Origin of the sequence: Onishia niordana, from assembly GCF_004798965.1 — a bacterium.
Taxonomy (GTDB): domain Bacteria; phylum Pseudomonadota; class Gammaproteobacteria; order Pseudomonadales; family Halomonadaceae; genus Onishia; species Onishia niordana.
Window position 1 is genome coordinate 21807 of sequence record NZ_SDSD01000011.1, and the last position, 14451, is coordinate 36257.

General features: G+C 60.0%; 14 protein-coding genes. 5 read left to right on the plus strand and 9 right to left on the minus strand.

Going from position 1 to position 14451, the window contains the following annotated elements; genetic code table 11:
* Positions 1–42 precede the first annotated feature (42 nt).
* The 3 genes from ETC27_RS16015 to ETC27_RS16025 all read right to left on the minus strand — a co-directional run bounded on the left by ETC27_RS16015 (position 43) and on the right by ETC27_RS16025 (position 3788).
* Positions 43–1770: a LuxQ periplasmic sensor domain-containing protein gene (locus tag ETC27_RS16015; protein WP_136255972.1), complete on the minus strand. Its 1728-nt coding sequence runs from the start codon at positions 1768–1770 to the stop codon at positions 43–45.
* Positions 1771–1837: 67 nt separating this feature from the next.
* Positions 1838–3100: a substrate-binding domain-containing protein gene (locus ETC27_RS16020; RefSeq protein ID WP_136255973.1), complete on the minus strand. Its 1263-nt coding sequence runs from the start codon at positions 3098–3100 to the stop codon at positions 1838–1840.
* Positions 3101–3389: 289 nt separating this feature from the next.
* Positions 3390–3788 (minus strand): MAPEG family protein, encoded by a 399-nt coding sequence (locus tag ETC27_RS16025; RefSeq protein ID WP_136255974.1) that lies wholly within the window; start codon positions 3786–3788, stop codon positions 3390–3392.
* Between the two features lie 249 nt (positions 3789–4037).
* Between ETC27_RS16025 and mltF the strand changes: the two genes are divergently transcribed.
* Positions 4038–5438: a membrane-bound lytic murein transglycosylase MltF gene (gene mltF, locus ETC27_RS16030; protein WP_136255975.1), complete on the plus strand. Its 1401-nt coding sequence runs from the start codon at positions 4038–4040 to the stop codon at positions 5436–5438.
* Between the two features lie 20 nt (positions 5439–5458).
* On the opposite strand, the gene ETC27_RS16035 is transcribed toward mltF, so the two are convergent.
* Together ETC27_RS16035 and ETC27_RS16040 are read right to left on the minus strand one after the other, a co-directional pair.
* Positions 5459–6439 (minus strand): malate dehydrogenase, encoded by a 981-nt coding sequence (locus ETC27_RS16035; RefSeq protein WP_136255976.1) that lies wholly within the window; start codon positions 6437–6439, stop codon positions 5459–5461.
* Positions 6440–6656: 217 nt separating this feature from the next.
* Positions 6657–7661 (minus strand): zinc-binding alcohol dehydrogenase family protein, encoded by a 1005-nt coding sequence (locus tag ETC27_RS16040; RefSeq protein WP_136255977.1) that lies wholly within the window; start codon positions 7659–7661, stop codon positions 6657–6659.
* A 430-nt stretch (positions 7662–8091) separates the two neighbouring features.
* On the opposite strand from ETC27_RS16040, the gene ETC27_RS16045 reads away from it, so the two are divergent.
* The gene (locus tag ETC27_RS16045; RefSeq protein ID WP_136255978.1) at positions 8092–8403 is read left to right on the plus strand and encodes a hypothetical protein; all 312 of its coding nucleotides are present in this window, start codon (positions 8092–8094) and stop codon (positions 8401–8403) included.
* A gap of 172 nt (positions 8404–8575) precedes the next feature.
* On the opposite strand, the gene ETC27_RS16050 is transcribed toward ETC27_RS16045, so the two are convergent.
* Positions 8576–8923 carry a sugar ABC transporter ATPase gene (locus ETC27_RS16050; protein ID WP_136255979.1) on the minus strand — a complete coding sequence of 116 codons (348 nt, stop codon included), beginning with the start codon at positions 8921–8923 and terminating at the stop codon, positions 8576–8578.
* Positions 8924–9447: 524 nt separating this feature from the next.
* Here ETC27_RS16050 and ETC27_RS16055 point away from each other — a divergent pair.
* From ETC27_RS16055 to ETC27_RS17350, 3 genes are all read left to right on the plus strand, one after another.
* Positions 9448–10101: a hypothetical protein gene (locus ETC27_RS16055; RefSeq protein WP_136255980.1), complete on the plus strand. Its 654-nt coding sequence runs from the start codon at positions 9448–9450 to the stop codon at positions 10099–10101.
* Between the two features lie 148 nt (positions 10102–10249).
* Positions 10250–10465: a TIGR02450 family Trp-rich protein gene (locus ETC27_RS16060; RefSeq protein WP_136255981.1), complete on the plus strand. Its 216-nt coding sequence runs from the start codon at positions 10250–10252 to the stop codon at positions 10463–10465.
* Between the two features lie 231 nt (positions 10466–10696).
* Positions 10697–10840, plus strand: coding sequence for a hypothetical protein (locus ETC27_RS17350; RefSeq protein ID WP_168709081.1), 144 nt, complete (start codon positions 10697–10699; stop codon positions 10838–10840).
* Positions 10841–10948: 108 nt separating this feature from the next.
* Here ETC27_RS17350 and ETC27_RS16065 read toward each other — a convergent pair whose 3' ends face one another.
* From ETC27_RS16065 to ETC27_RS16075, 3 genes are all read right to left on the minus strand, one after another.
* Positions 10949–12202 carry a dicarboxylate/amino acid:cation symporter gene (locus ETC27_RS16065; protein WP_136255982.1) on the minus strand — a complete coding sequence of 418 codons (1254 nt, stop codon included), beginning with the start codon at positions 12200–12202 and terminating at the stop codon, positions 10949–10951.
* A 157-nt stretch (positions 12203–12359) separates the two neighbouring features.
* Positions 12360–13235 (minus strand): glutathione-dependent disulfide-bond oxidoreductase, encoded by an 876-nt coding sequence (yghU, locus tag ETC27_RS16070; protein ID WP_136255983.1) that lies wholly within the window; start codon positions 13233–13235, stop codon positions 12360–12362.
* A gap of 109 nt (positions 13236–13344) precedes the next feature.
* The gene (locus ETC27_RS16075) at positions 13345–14232 is read right to left on the minus strand and encodes a putative RNA methyltransferase (RefSeq protein WP_136255984.1); all 888 of its coding nucleotides are present in this window, start codon (positions 14230–14232) and stop codon (positions 13345–13347) included.
* Positions 14233–14451 lie beyond the last annotated feature (219 nt).

A 14451-nucleotide genomic window follows, 5' to 3' on the forward strand; every position in this document is an offset into this window, starting at 1 on the left:
GCTATACTCTCGAGCTAACAGCGGCTAGCGAGATGGCAGCGGCTAGGTGAGCTCGCGAAACAGGATCACATAGCGCGTCCTGCCGTCGCGACTGACGCCGTGCGCTGTCATATGCACCTTGCACATCTGACCGTCACGTCGCTCAAACGCGCATTCCTTTTCCAGTCGCCGCCCCTGGTCAAGCAGGTCAATCAGGTCGGGCTTCATCATCAGGAACAGCCGCATGGCCGAGCCGGCCTGCTCTCTGGGGAAGCCACTCATCTCCACAAAGGCGCTGTTGGAAATCAATACCTGCTGGTGCTCATCAAGCACGATGGCTGCATCGCGCGTCTCGGCCAGTACTTCCTTGGCCAGGCCTAACTCCTCCACGGTCTGCTCCGTGTCGGTGATATCGGTGGCGATACCGCCGATCAGGTAAGGCTTGCCGTGATCATCGGTGATCGGGAACTTGCTAAAAAGAAAGCTTCTCTCCCCCGAGCGTGTCTTGAGGACCTGTCTGTATTTGACTGGCTCACCGCTGCGCAACACCTGATCATCCATCGTCAGTACATGCTCCATGCCTTCATTATCGAGCACTTCCCACATCGGACGTCCTACCAGCTGCTGCGGTGTCGTGTTCAACACCTTGGCATATTGCTGGTTAACCAGGCAGTAGTGGTGATCCAGGTCCTTGAGAAAGATCAGGTCGGGAGAGTGGTCGATGATCTCCTCCAGGTACCGGTCGCGTTCGTGGATGCGATACAGCATCTGCTCGAAGGCCCGCCCGACGCGGGTAAACTCCTCGAAACGCCCGCCGGTAAAAGGCTTGGGCGTGCCACCCTCCGGCACTTGCTCGGCATAGCGCGTCAGGTTACCCAGCGCACTGGCCGTCAATCGGTTGATCACGACCATCATGATGACGCCAAGCGCCACCACCATCAGCGTGGCGTAGCCCAGGTTGGTGATATAGGCATCACGCAGGGCGTCATAGCTATCGCTCGGCAGCATCGTGTAGACCCGATAGTCATCGCTTCTGCCGACCTTGAGCACATGCTCGCGCAGGATGCCCGCTGAGGTAATACGCACCTCATCGGCGGCCTTTAGCTCCTCGAGCTCCGGCAACGGGCTTTCACCGCGCTGCAGCGCATCAAGCGTTGTGCCCTCGTGTTTCAGTGCGATCACGCGCGCGCCGAACAGCGACTGCAGCTCGTTGAGTATCCAGAAGTTGTCGTTAAGCATGACGAAGGTATGCAGCCGGCCGACCACCTCGCCAAGTGTCGGCTCGACTACCGGCAGCGTCAGGCGCAGCAGACTGTAGTGCCGGCTTTCCGCATCACTACCAGTATCAGCATTCACCGTGACCCAATGCCCCAGCCAAGGCGCTTGCTGGCTGAGCGCCTCGAGCGGCAGTTCCAGGTTCAGCAAGCTGACATTGCGCACGGCATCGAATTCATCTTCGTGCTCGATCACCATGGCATCGATATAGCGGGAATAGCTGTCTCGCATCAGGCCCTGCATGGCCTCTTCCAGCAACCGGCTGTCATCAAGGGTCAGAGCCCGCTGCAGCGGTGCGGACTGACTGACTTCCTCGCTGTACTGACGAATGTTGCGGAAATGACTATCGACGATGCTGTCGAGCATTCGCTGATCGCGCGCAAAGGCTCTCTCTGCTTCCTGCTGCAGCGCGTTTTCCGCCCCCATATAGGCGGTCGTCAGCAGCGTAAGCGATACCCCCACCAGCATCACCAGCACCAATACCAGCAGGAGCCTCGAGAAGCGCCAGGTCCTCATTTGAGGACTCCGGGGTCAATACCTTCCTGATCATCGCGATTGATCACGCGACGGTTCGCATTCTTTTTCATATGCCACCTTCCCCTAGGTCATGATCACCTTCGAGGTCGCCACTACCCTCATCGCCGCTCTTTACATCACCCTCACCGCCACTCTTTTGTGCACTCTCATCGTCACTCTTTTGTGCACTCTCTTCTTCACTATCGGTGTCGAGGTCACTGAGCCGGAACGCCCGGCGCTCTAAATTTTCGAGGACACCCGGTGAAACCGAATGCTCGACCAGCTCGATATGCCCGGAAAAGACGTGCGGCACCTGCGACGGCGCCTGCATCAGATCCAGCTTGATGGCTTCGGCCATGGCAATACCACTGTCATCGTTCATCCGCATCACCGTCAGATCGAGCTCCCCTTGTTGAAGCGCGGCCAGTTCTGCCTTACCGCCTCCCCAACCGTTAATCAGCACATCCAGACGATCGGCTTCGCGAAGGGCACGCAGGGCGCCGAGGGCCGTATCTGTAGCGCTGGCAAAGATCATCTTGAGGTCCGGATGTTGCTTGAGTGCGACCTGCGTGGCTCGATAGGCCCTGCCGGCATCGGCATAAGTGTAGAAGGCCTCGACCTGCTCGATGCCCGGGTGCGCAGCAGCGGCCGCTTCGAAGGTGCCACCACGCATCTCGCTGACATACCCCTGCGCGGCGTAGAGCATCAGATACTTGCCATGGTAGTCGATGATTTCAAACATGCGTTCGGCAAGCAGCTTGGTGCCCTCTACATGATCAAAGCCCACATACAGGAAAGGCGGCGTTTGATGCCAATCCGCCAATGGCGTGGTGATATTCTGCAAGATCAAACGCGTTTGCTGCTTAGCCAGGATGCGCTCGATCATTCGGCGATGAGGCAGCGCGTCCAGTGTGAAAGCCAGGTAGTCCGGTTGCCACGCCAGAGCATCGGCAAGCTGCTGCTCTTGCAGGTCCAGGTCCTCTCCGGGGCGAGAGAAGAATGTCTTGACTTCAAAAGGAATATCCAACCGTTCCAGGCGACGGGCAAGTGCCATGTCATTTCGCCGCCAATACCCCGAGACCTGCTTGCCGGGGTAGACCACCGCAATGCGGAGGGCACGTTCGGGCGGCGTGGCCAATGGCTCAGCGGGCGCCTGAACCTGAGCCGAAAACTGCGTCATCAGTGCACGCTGTTCGGGGTGGCGATCCAGGTATTCGTCGATGAGCAGATACCCCTGCGTCGCCATACTGGGTGACGCCTCGACCGACAGGCAAACAAGGCCCAACATCAGTGCCGCAACCTGAGCGAGCTTTCTGCACCACACCCGCATTTACCCTCTCTCCCTATGCCACGGCTGCGTCTGCGCCTGGTGCATCATGTCCTCGCCTCGATCGCCTTCACCGCAATAGCACCCACTTCGGCAATGAATATTTGGCATGCGAACCTGCAAGATAGCGTCATGATGCCGCCTTATTAGATCAGGCGGCGATAGTACACGACAGAGATGAACGAAGGCAGAGATGGGCTAGGCGTAGAGTACAAAAACTGATGCCAGCGTCCGGCACTGGCATGTAAAAATCTCGCCCAGGCGTAAAAACAAGATCAGAGACCGCGACGGGTCAGCCCGACACCTGCACCGCCAAATAGACGATGTACAGACAACACAGGATACCGGCCACGAATACCCAAGAGCGCGACCAGGCAAAGTTGGCAATATAAAGCACGGCATGCAACAGCCGCAGCGCCAGGAACAGCAGCGCAACGCTACTCAGAGAGGCTAGCGGGACACCGGCAACGAAGGCGGTAAAAGTGACCACCGTAAAGATCAGCAAGGCTTCCCAGGCATTGGCCTGAGCTCCCTGCACCCGAGCCCCCACGCCGGTGAGAGCCGCCTGCTGGAGACGCGGGGTATTATTATCCAGATGACCGAACTGGCGTATCCGCAAGAAGGCCCCCAGCCAGGTCAGCAGAAATGGCAGCAGGGCAAGCGTCAGCAGTACATAGAGAATAACCGGCATCATGGCTCCCAAGCTTGTGTAGCGGATGTTGAATGAGCATACCGCACACGCCGACCTTCGCAGAATTACTGGGCACAGCGCCGGCCAGGAACACCTGATCGTATTCGTAAGCCCGATGGGAGTCGCGAGAAGCGGGCACATGCCGCGTTGATAAACCGTTGCGCTGATGCTGTTAGGGTAGGGCCTACATATCCAGGCACTCGCCGCATCCTGAACGTCGCCGCGAATGTCCTCGACTAAGGAAACCCCATGCACAGATCCTTGCAGGGAGTTCTGCTTGTGGCTGTCCTTTCCATGCTCGCAGGCTGTAGCGAGCCTTCAGCCCCGACTATTGCCGCGCCCGGTGAACGTGGCGTTCTCAAGGTGGCCACCCGTAATGGCGCGACCACCTACTATTTCAATCGGCATGAAGCACCCACCGGGCCCGAGTACGACATGGCGCGCAACTTCGCCGAGGCTCAGGGCTGGGAGATCGAATGGTCGCTCTTTGACTCCACCTCGGAGGTACTGGGTGCCCTGGCATCCGGGGACGTTCACATGGCCGCTGCCGGACTGACCCTGCTGCCCAGTCGGGATGAGCGCTTCATCAAAGGGCCCGCCCATACCGACATCGTCGAACAGCTGGTCTGTCATCGTGACATGCGCCCCCTGCCCCGCCAGATTGAAGATCTCGCCAACGTGGATATTCGCGTCACCGAGGGCTCTAGCTATTCACAGCAGCTCACGTCGCTGGTCAATGACCACACCGGCATCTCCTTCGAGGAGGACCCGCGCACCACCGAGGTGCTGCTGGAGGCAGTGGCCAACCAGACGCTAGATTGCACCGTTGCCGACTCCAACATCGTCAAGGTCGTGCGTCGCCACTTCCCGCATCTGGAAGTCGCCATGAACCTGACCGCCGGCAGCAACCTGGGCTGGTATCTGGCAAACGGCCAGCAAACGCTTGCCGACCAGTCGCAAGACTGGATGGCAAGCGAGGAGGGGGTCGCCACTATCGAGGCGGTGCATGAGCGCTACTACGCCTATATAGGCGAATTCGACTTCGTTGACCTGCGTGCGCTGAATCGTCGTATCGACAAGCGCCTGCCAAACTATCTGGATCTCTTCCTGGAGGCCGAGAATAACACCGGCATGCCGGCCGACCTGCTGGCCGCGCTGGCCTACCAAGAGTCCCATTGGGACCCCGCTGCCGTTTCCCCCACCGGCGTTCGCGGCATCATGATGCTGACCCGCAATACCGCCCATTCGCTTGGCGTGACCAACCGTCTGGACCCCGAGGCCGCCATTGATGGCGGCGCCCGCTATCTGGCCGACCGCCACGCACGATTGCCCGACGACATACCCGAACCAGACCGCACCTACCTGGCTCTCGCCAGTTACAACATCGGCCGCGGCCACGTTCTGGACGCGCGTCAACTGGCCCGCAAGCTGGGCAAGGATCCGGACTCCTGGGAAGACATGAAGGAGGTACTGCCGCTCAAGGCCGATAAGCGCTTCTACCCACAGACACGCTATGGCTACGCGCGCGGCTATGAGCCGGTGCATTACGTGCGGCGCATCCGCAACTACATGGATGTCATCTCGCCCGCTGTCGGGCCATTAAAGACCTCAGAGATTGCTCTGATACCGACAGCGGCAGAGAACGAATAAACTGGCTCGAGGAAACTGGCTCAAGGCAGCAGATGCGCGACCACGCTTCTCTCGTCAAGAAGCTCCTGTTCGGTCGCCGTCATGCGCTGGCGAGACATCTCATCAACCGACAACCCCTGAACGATCTCAAAGCGCCCGTTGGCGCAACGACAGGGAAAGGAGTAGAAGATGCCTTCTGCGATGCCATAACTGCCATCGGAGAAAACTGACATGCTCACCCACTCGTCCGGTGGCGTGCCAAGTACCCAATCGCGCATATGGTCGACAATGGCCTGCGCCGCCGACCCGGCACTGGACTTGCCGCGGGCCTTGATGACAGCGGCGCCACGCTGCTGCACCGCCGGCTCGAACTGTGCCGCGCGCCACTCTGGAGACGCCAGCTCAACTGCCGCCCGGTCGCCGACCAGGGCATGGCTGAGATCGGGATAGAGCGTCGCCGAGTGATTGCCCCAGACCGTCATGCGGCGAATCCGTGCCACAGCCTCGCCGGTGTGGCGAGCCAGCTGCGCCAGCGCCCTGTTGTGGTCCAGCCGGGTCATCGCCGTGACTTGATGCGCCGCTAACCGCGGCGCATTGCCCAAGACAATCAACGCGTTAGTGTTGGCCGGGTTGCCGACCACCACCACCCGCACGTCACGGCTTGCTACTGCCTCAAGGGCCTGCCCGTTAGCGACGAAGATTGCCGCATTATCTTCCAGCAGATCCTTGCGCTCCATACCAGGGCCACGGGGTTTGGCACCCACCAGCAACGCATAGTCCGCGCCAGCGAAGGCCCTCTCGGCGTTGTCATGCAGCGTGACCCCGGCCAATAACGGATAGGCAGCGTCCTCAAGCTCCATCGACACCCCTTCCAGCACCGAAAAGGTCTCGGGAATATCGAGCAGCTGCAAAATGACGGGCTGATCGTCACCCAGCATGTCGCCGGATGCAACGGAGAACAGCAAGCTATAAGCGACTTGGCCTGCCGCTCCCGTAACCGTGACACGAACTGGATCGTTCATGGCGAACCTCCTGAGGTCTCTGGCTCAAGCGCCAAGCCAGCCAAGGATCAGCTCGTCGCCTGGCCCTGTCTTACTTGCAACATAGCAGACCGGCAAAGATTCGCGTCCATCCAGCAACCCGGGCCAGATGCCAGACCATCCAGATTCAGCTCATTGATAACGGAACGGTTCCGGCTTCAGGCGTACTCGCCTCGAGCATGCCTTCGTTCCCGAGACGTCAGAACCCTGTCAGCACCAGCTTGCCCCGGCCCTTGCCGGACTCCAGCAGCGCATGGGCGCGTCGCAGGTTATCGGCATTGATGGGGCCAAATTCCTCGGCAAGGGTCGTTACCAACTCGCCTCGATCGACCATCTCGGCTACCCGTTCAAGCAGGTGGTGCTGTTTGATCATGTCTGTCGTCTGGAAGAGTGAGCGGGTAAACATGAATTCCCAATGCACCGATACGCTCTTGCGCTTGAACGGTTTGATATCGAGCGACACAGGATCATCGATCACCGCGAGCTTTCCCTGCGGGGCGATCAACTCGGCGATCTCGGCCAGGTGATCGTCGGTATGGGTCAGGCTCGCCACATACTCAACCGACTCAAGTCCCGTGGCTTTCATCTCTTCCACCAGTGACTGACGGTGATCGATAACGTGGTCGGCACCCAGCTCCTGCGCCCAGGCACGAGTCTCGGGCCGCGAGGCGGTCGCCACCACCGTCAGGTCGGTGAGCCGCTTGGCGAGCTGAATCATGATCGATCCCACGCCACCCGCGGCGCCGACGATCAGCAGTGAGCCTGCGTTTTCCTTGGGCACCTGCAAGCGATCAAAGAGCATTTCCCAGGCCGTGATCGTGGTCAGTGGTAGCGCCGCCGCCTCGGCAAAACCGAGCGATGTCGGCATTCTGGACACGATGCGCTCATCGACCTGGTGGAACTCGGCATTCGTGCCGCTGCGATCCACCGCACCGGCATACCAGACCTTGTCGCCAGGCTGGAACAGGGTTACCTCGTTGCCAACCGCCTCGACGATGCCGGCAGCATCCCAGCCCAGCACCTTATAATCACCGCCCTCAGGCGAGACGTTCTGGCGGATCTTGGTATCGACCGGGTTGACCGAAACGGCCTCGATTCGCACCAGCAGGTCGTGACCCTGGACCTCGGGGGTGGGCAGTTCGATGTCCTCGAGCGACTGGGCGGCTGTGACCGGCAGTGAGCGCTGATAACCAACGGCTTTCATGGTGCTTTCCTCTATCATCGAATGTCTTGGCGATCGATTATAGAGCTAGCATGGCCACTAACAAGTCGGCACATTCCTGTGAGGTAGTGGGCATTTACATTGCACTCGACAGCCGAGCCCGCCGCGATGCCTGACACCCAGAAGCCAGGCCCCGGACAAGCCGTTTGCGCTGCGCAACGCCGGCCAATAGAACGCTCGCCAGGCCGCCGCTTGCCAGAACACCGCTTGCTAGAACGCATAGCGCGGTAAAGCCTGGAAGAAAGTGCTCGCTCACCATTAAGGGCATGCCACTAACGTCCCGGCATTAAAACGCAGCGCTCATAGCACTGGATCAACCCATAAAACCCTGTATGCTGATCGGGCACTATCGTCAGTCAACGGAGTAGGCATCACGATCGATCATTCTTACCAAGCCAGCACGGAGATTCTCATGAAGGTATATCGACCTGAATGGCAGTGCACGTTTAACGTAAACGAAGGCGCGGAAGAAAAAGCCAGTTGGCGGGAACGCATCGCTTGGAGTATCAGGGCGCTAGCCAACAGGTTGGATGGTGGCGGACGTACGATCCAGATTGACTGCAATATGACCCCTCGTGTGAGCCAGGAAGATATTGATGTTTGCCTGGGCAAAGGCTTCGAAGTGACCCATAGCCTGCTCACCCAGCTTGCACACCAAGCTGCCTGCGAGGATGTCATGCGTGACGCCAAAGCAGAGCTTTACGAAGAAAACGTTCAGCACTAACAGACAAGCGTGGCGATAACGTTGCCTCCCGGCACGTTAAAGGCGCTGAATTCGCCAGAAAATAGACGAATTCACGCACCACAAACGTCTGAAGCCAAGCGTTGGAACGCTAGATGATAGACCGCTGCCGCACCCCATTCAGTCAAACTGGATGGGGTGTTCTCATGTAAGGCTATCGCTCCTCCATGGGGCGTCGTACTCGACCATCGACCAGCAATGTCTTCTGGCCACCGCTGACCCGATAGGTCACCGTCGAGCGCTCATCGACACGCCCATAAGAGACCCCGTTCAGGGTCAACCGCCCATCATCGATCTCGACGTGGTCAGTGTTCACGTCAATCACCGCGTTGGAGCCCGAGACCACCGCCTCAACGCTGCCGCCTGAAGCCGTGCTCATGCTTGAGACAGATACCGCACTATCTCCCTGCATATTGACACTGTTGGCCGCAGAAACCGGCTCACCACTCCCCGCCCAGAGCGCGGGCAGAGCCAACAACATCGCCATACGCCAGAATTTCATCGCATTACCCTCTTTTACCGGCATGACTTTCCCATCACATCGTTTCCGGGTGGGAAAGAGCGAGGCCCCACGAAAGGCCAGTGACTGCCAACACTCACCCTACTGTGACGGCGCACCAGTCTCTGACTAGTCATTCAAGACGAGCATGCGGTCGCGTTCCACCTCCAGAGCGCGATACAGGGCAAGAGGCTGAGGAAAACCAGCGCCACGTACGACTCGCCACCAGCCGCATGCCCCGTCAGCGCATTGGCGCCGGGAGATCAGGGCGGGAGCTATCGGGTGTGGTAAATGAGCGCACCAGGCCCCTGGCAGTTGATCCGCATCAGACGGAAGAGCAACATTCTTCATCAAAGCCCCGCTCATGCCCGCCGTCTGCGATACATTTCTCGAGCGTCGCTCAACTACATGATTGTCGGCTCAAATGACATCAGGCCGACTGTTGAAAGGATCAGTGACGAGAGACAGTAGCAAGAACAGACAGAGCGCACCGCCTTGATGAGCCAACCTAGAAGGAGCCAAGTGACGTGCTGAGTATTCTGATCTTTTTCCTGATTTATGCCGGCGTTTCCATCGCCGTTTATCAGCTCTATGACATCTACCATAGCCAGAACTTCGCCGACGAAGAAAAGCGCGCTCGCGCCGGTAAGCAGGAGCTTGAAGACCTGGCACTAAAGGCAAAGGCGTACCGGGAAACGGGCGCATCTGCTGGTTTCGTGAAAGGGGTTAACGCCTTCTTCGGCAGCGGTTTCGATCCCCGGGTTGCGCTGGCTGCCTTCTCCCAAAGTGACGAGCTTCCCAACGTGGAACCGCTGCTGCGTCGCAAGAGCAACATCATCTGCAACGGCAAGATCCGTATTCGCCATGCCTTTGGCTTAAAGACCCGCCCGCCCACGAAAGACACGCGGGGCATGGCGATCGCCGTCATCATCATCAACTGTCTGCTGGCACTCTTCCTCGGAGGCCTGAGTGTTTATTCCATCGGCTACGACGTTCCGGCCGCCTGGATGAATGATGAAGCGACGCTGATGCTATTGATCTATGCCTTGATCCTCTTCACCCACCTGATTGCCAAGCTCGACAACTACATGAATGACCTCTATCAGATCGGCAAGCTTAATCGGCTTTTTCCTTCCCAACCGCTTGGCCAACCGGCACCGCACGCCGAACATTCGGCATAAGGCCATGTCTCACGAGTGAGTGTTACCCCCTCGCCGTAGGCCGTCACAAGCGGTGACCCCGGAACGCACATCGCCCCCGAGGCTCTGATCTCCGGGGGCGTTTTTCATGCCGCTGCCAAGCGCATTTCAGTAAAGGAGTGAGACACCCATGCACGCCATCAACCCCAACAAGCTGCATCACAGCAAGTGGACGGCCGTTGCGCCTGAGCACAAGGAAAAACACTTCATGGTTACCAAGCTTGTGCGCGACGAGGAGGAAAACGTGGTGCAGGTAGTGCTGGAAGCGGTGCTCACCCATCGAGAATTCACCCTGCCCTGGCAAGCGCTCAAGGATGAAGCGACATGGCGGATGGGCTGGAAGTAAGCAGTGTCGGTTCTTGACAGGGTGCGCCGCTTGGCATCATACAGAGAGGGAGATGGCGCTCTAGTGGCTCACCCCTTAGCCGGGTACAGAGAGCTGCCTGTCGATTCAACGAAGCGTAAAGACCACCAACCTCAGAAGGAGGCAGCGAGCAAGGGGGTACGCATGACCCACGCTCACTGAGCGGCCCCACTCTCTCGCTCAAGGCGATGAGGGAGCTCGCGACAAGCTCAGATGAAAAAGAAGATAGGCATGGCGATCGCCAACTGGCTGCGCAAGCCGGAGAACCGAGAGAAGGTCAAACAGACCGCCAACAAATGGATAGACAAGAACAAGAAGCGCGACAACGACTCAGGCCCGAAGCAGCCTGACCGGTAACACAATGCCGAGAAACCGCGCGTGTTCACTCTGATGTGTCGCATTGCGCCACGTCAGCATCGGGCTGACGTGACGCATCCTAGGAAGACATGCTTAAGCCCTGAGGCATTAAGCGCTTTCTGCTTGCGACACGCCCTGCGGATCAACCCGCTCGTCTTCGCTACGATCGATGATCGAGGTGCCGACCAAATCCCCCGTGACGTTGAGCGCGGTGCAGCCCATGCCGACCAGCGCATCAATTGAGGCCAGCAGCGCCACCGTTTCGATCGGCAGCCCCACCTGGGCAAAGACCGTCGCGATCATCACGATGCCGGCACCGGGCACTCCGGCGGTACCGATCGAGGTCAAGGTGCCGATCAGCACGATCTGGACCATGCTGACCAGATCCAGCGGCGCCCCGATCACATTGGCCGCGAAGACCGCCGAGATGGCGATGCGGATCGCCGCCCCATCCATGTTGATGGTCGCACCCAACGGCAGACTGAAACCATAAAGGCTCTGCGAAATGCCCAGTCGACGAGCGGCATTCAGCGTCAGTGGCAGCGTGCCCGAGCTACTCTGGGTCGCGAAGGCCGTCGCCATCGGTGTGCGTGCCTCGCGGAAGAACGCCCTTAGTCGCACGCCGAACAGCTTCATCAGCACGCCGTAGATCACCACCTGAACCGCCAGCGCGATATACAGCACCGCGACCATGTCACCAAGCGACAGCAGCGTCTCCATGCCCTGCTCGCCTACTGTCTTGGCGACGATCGCGAACACGCCAATCGGCACGTAATGCAGCACCCCCGACATCACCTTGAGGGTCACCTCGTTCAGCGCCTCGATGACGCCATAAAGCCGCTCGCCAAGCGCTGAATGGCTGTCTGAGTTACGCAGCATCAACAGCGCGATGCCGAACACCACCGCCGTGAAGATGATGCCCAGCAGGTTGCCCTCGACGAACGCCGAGACGATGTTGTCTGGCACCACGCTCAACAGGACGTTGGCGATGCCCGGGTTGTCCGGCACGCTGACCTGTGCGCTTTCATCCAGCGTCATGCCGGTACCTGGGGCAAAGATCGTCGCCACAGCGAGGCCGACCACAATCGCCAGCGCCGAGCTCACCACGTAATAGCCAAATAACTTGCGACCCAGGCGCCCGGTGCTGCCGAGTGGCGCCTGATTGATACCGACCATCAGCGTGAACAGCACGATCGGCACGATCAGGAACTTCAAAAGCCGCAGCAGTAGCTCGCCGAACGGGGCCAGCCAGTTCGCCGCCTCCTGACCACCCAGCAACCCGACGGCTACGCCGAGCACAAGCGCGATGCTGACGCGCAGAATCAGCGACGCCTCCATGTAGCGGCGTAATAGTGCTTTCATGACGTTTCTCCCTTCACAACCTTGCTCCCGGCCCATAAGTGGCCATGATGCCCGGCCAACCAAAGGACAGCGCCCACGAGAGAGTCCTCATGGGCGCTGAATGATCAAAAGATGGCCCAACCACCCGCACGAACAGCGTGGCCGGGGTGATTAACCCTTAGTTCTGGTTGTCTAGCTTGTCCTGGGTCTTAAGCTCGAAGTCGCTGGCATCGTGGCGTTCGTGGAGCTGCATCTCTAGCTCGCCAAAGGTGCGATTGACCATGCGACCGCGAGTGACCGCCGGGCGCTCATCGATCTGTTTCGCCCAGCGCAGCACGTGGGTGTATTCCTGCACCTGCAGGAACTCGGCGGCATCATAGAGCCGACCCAGCACCAGTTGACCGTACCAGGCCCAGTTGGCGATATCGGCGATGGTGTATTCATCCCCGGCCAGGTACTTAGACTCCGCTAGGCGGCGGTCGAGCACGTCGAGCTGACGCTTGGTCTCCATCGCGTAGCGGTTGATCGGATACTCGAGTTTCTCCGGCGCATAGGCGTAGAAGTGACCGAAACCGCCGCCCAGGAAGGGCGCGCTGCCCATCTGCCAGAACAGCCAGTTCAGTGCCTCGGTGCGAACCGCCAGGCTATCCGGGAGAAACTCGCCGAAGCGCTCGGCAAGATAAAGCAGGATAGCGCCGGATTCGAAGACCCGCGTCGCAGGCGTGGTGCTGTGATCCAGCAGCGCCGGGATCTTCGAGTTCGGGTTGATCTCCACGAAACCGCTGCCGAACTGATCGCCCTCCCCGATGCGGATCAGCCAGGCGTCGTACTCAGCATCCTTGTAGCCCAGCGCCAGCAGCTCCTCGAACATCACCGTGGCCTTCACACCATTGGGCGTGCCCATGGAGTAGAGCTGGAACGGATGATTACCGACCGGCAGCTCCTTGTCATGGGTGGGGCCGGCGATGGGGCGGTTGGTGCTGGCGAAGGTGCCGCCGCTGGCCTTTTCCCAGGTCCAGACCTTCGGGGGAACGTACTCGTTGCCTTGGCTCATGAAGCTCTCCTGTAGGGGTATATAGCTACCTACCAAGATGGGGGCAGGTTAGCGTGCTATCAACCTGCAAAAGACGATCGCTTGCGATTATATTGTGCACAAACCTACTTTAGTCCCCGTTCTCGCGAACCCAGCGCGTCACCCGCACATCCACCGTCATGGTCAATGATGCCAGCGCCGCGGCTTTCTCGCGGCCCTCGGCGCTGGCGCGATAAAGGTGCGGGGTCATGGCCAGCAGGTCGGCGATGGGCTCGGCGCCCTCCAGCGCGATGGTGTAGCGCAGCGTCTCGCCGGGCCGCCGGGTGAAGCCCTCGGGCACGGCGGCCTCGTCCTCGCGAGGTGGTTTGAGGCTCGGGTAGATGACCTCGCGCAGCTCGCGCAGATGATCCGGCCCCGCCTCGACCATGATCAGCACGCCGCCAGGTTTCAGTACCCGCGCAAATTCCGGGTAGACAGGGAAGCCGAACATGCACAGCACCCGATCGAGCGTGCCCGGCTGCATGGGCAGGTTGGCGTTGCTGCCCACCACCCAGCTCGCCTCGACACCGGCCTGCTTGCCCTGCCTGGCGGCGGCGAGCACCGCCCACTTGGAGATATCCACCCCCAGCAACGAGAGCGCTTGCGCCTCTTGCGCCGTCTCACCCCAGGCCCTGGCCAGCTCGCGCAGGTAATAGCCCTCGCCACAGCCGGCATCCAGGACGCTCAGGGGGGACTCGGCAGGCGCCTCGCCTGGCACTTGCGTGAGCGCCGCCTGGCTGACGGCATCGGCGATCGGCTGATAGTGGCCGGCATTCAGGAAGCGCTGACGCGCCGCTACCATCTCCTTGCTGTCGCCGGGGTCCTGGGAGCGCTTGTTCTGCACCGGCAATAGGTTCACGTACCCCTGTTTGGCGATATCGAAGCTGTGGCCGACACCGCAGCGCCAGCTGTTGCCGCTCCGGTGAAGCACATCGCCGTCCAGTGGGCAGGCCAGCGCCTGAAAGGGGGTGGTGTTCATAGATCGTCTCATCGCCCGTCATGCATCCTCGGCGCGCTCGACTCGCGAGCGCTCGTGGCGCGCAGTATACCCTCTCGAAGCAGGAGAGCCGCCACCTGGGCGGGGTATCGATTGGCCAGCAACGCCTCGACCAGATCGCCAAGGCTCGCCACTCAACGGGCGTGCGTTGACCGCAGCCCATCAGCAGTACGGCTTTGGGGGCTTCCTGGGGCAGGTCGG

Coding starts and splice junctions, on each gene's coding strand:
- ETC27_RS16015 (WP_136255972.1), bottom strand. CDS start 1,770: ATGAGGACCTGGCGCTTCTCGAGGCTCCTGCTGGTATTGGTGCTGGTG.
- ETC27_RS16020 (WP_136255973.1), bottom strand. CDS start 3,100: ATGCGGGTGTGGTGCAGAAAGCTCGCTCAGGTTGCGGCACTGATGTTG.
- ETC27_RS16025 (WP_136255974.1), bottom strand. CDS start 3,788: ATGCCGGTTATTCTCTATGTACTGCTGACGCTTGCCCTGCTGCCATTT.
- mltF (WP_136255975.1), top strand. CDS start 4,038: ATGCACAGATCCTTGCAGGGAGTTCTGCTTGTGGCTGTCCTTTCCATG.
- ETC27_RS16035 (WP_136255976.1), bottom strand. CDS start 6,439: ATGAACGATCCAGTTCGTGTCACGGTTACGGGAGCGGCAGGCCAAGTC.
- ETC27_RS16040 (WP_136255977.1), bottom strand. CDS start 7,661: ATGAAAGCCGTTGGTTATCAGCGCTCACTGCCGGTCACAGCCGCCCAG.
- ETC27_RS16045 (WP_136255978.1), top strand. CDS start 8,092: ATGAAGGTATATCGACCTGAATGGCAGTGCACGTTTAACGTAAACGAA.
- ETC27_RS16050 (WP_136255979.1), bottom strand. CDS start 8,923: ATGAAATTCTGGCGTATGGCGATGTTGTTGGCTCTGCCCGCGCTCTGG.
- ETC27_RS16060 (WP_136255981.1), top strand. CDS start 10,250: ATGCACGCCATCAACCCCAACAAGCTGCATCACAGCAAGTGGACGGCC.
- ETC27_RS17350 (WP_168709081.1), top strand. CDS start 10,697: ATGAAAAAGAAGATAGGCATGGCGATCGCCAACTGGCTGCGCAAGCCG.
- ETC27_RS16065 (WP_136255982.1), bottom strand. CDS start 12,202: ATGAAAGCACTATTACGCCGCTACATGGAGGCGTCGCTGATTCTGCGC.
- yghU (WP_136255983.1), bottom strand. CDS start 13,235: ATGAGCCAAGGCAACGAGTACGTTCCCCCGAAGGTCTGGACCTGGGAA.
- ETC27_RS16075 (WP_136255984.1), bottom strand. CDS start 14,232: ATGAACACCACCCCCTTTCAGGCGCTGGCCTGCCCACTGGACGGCGAT.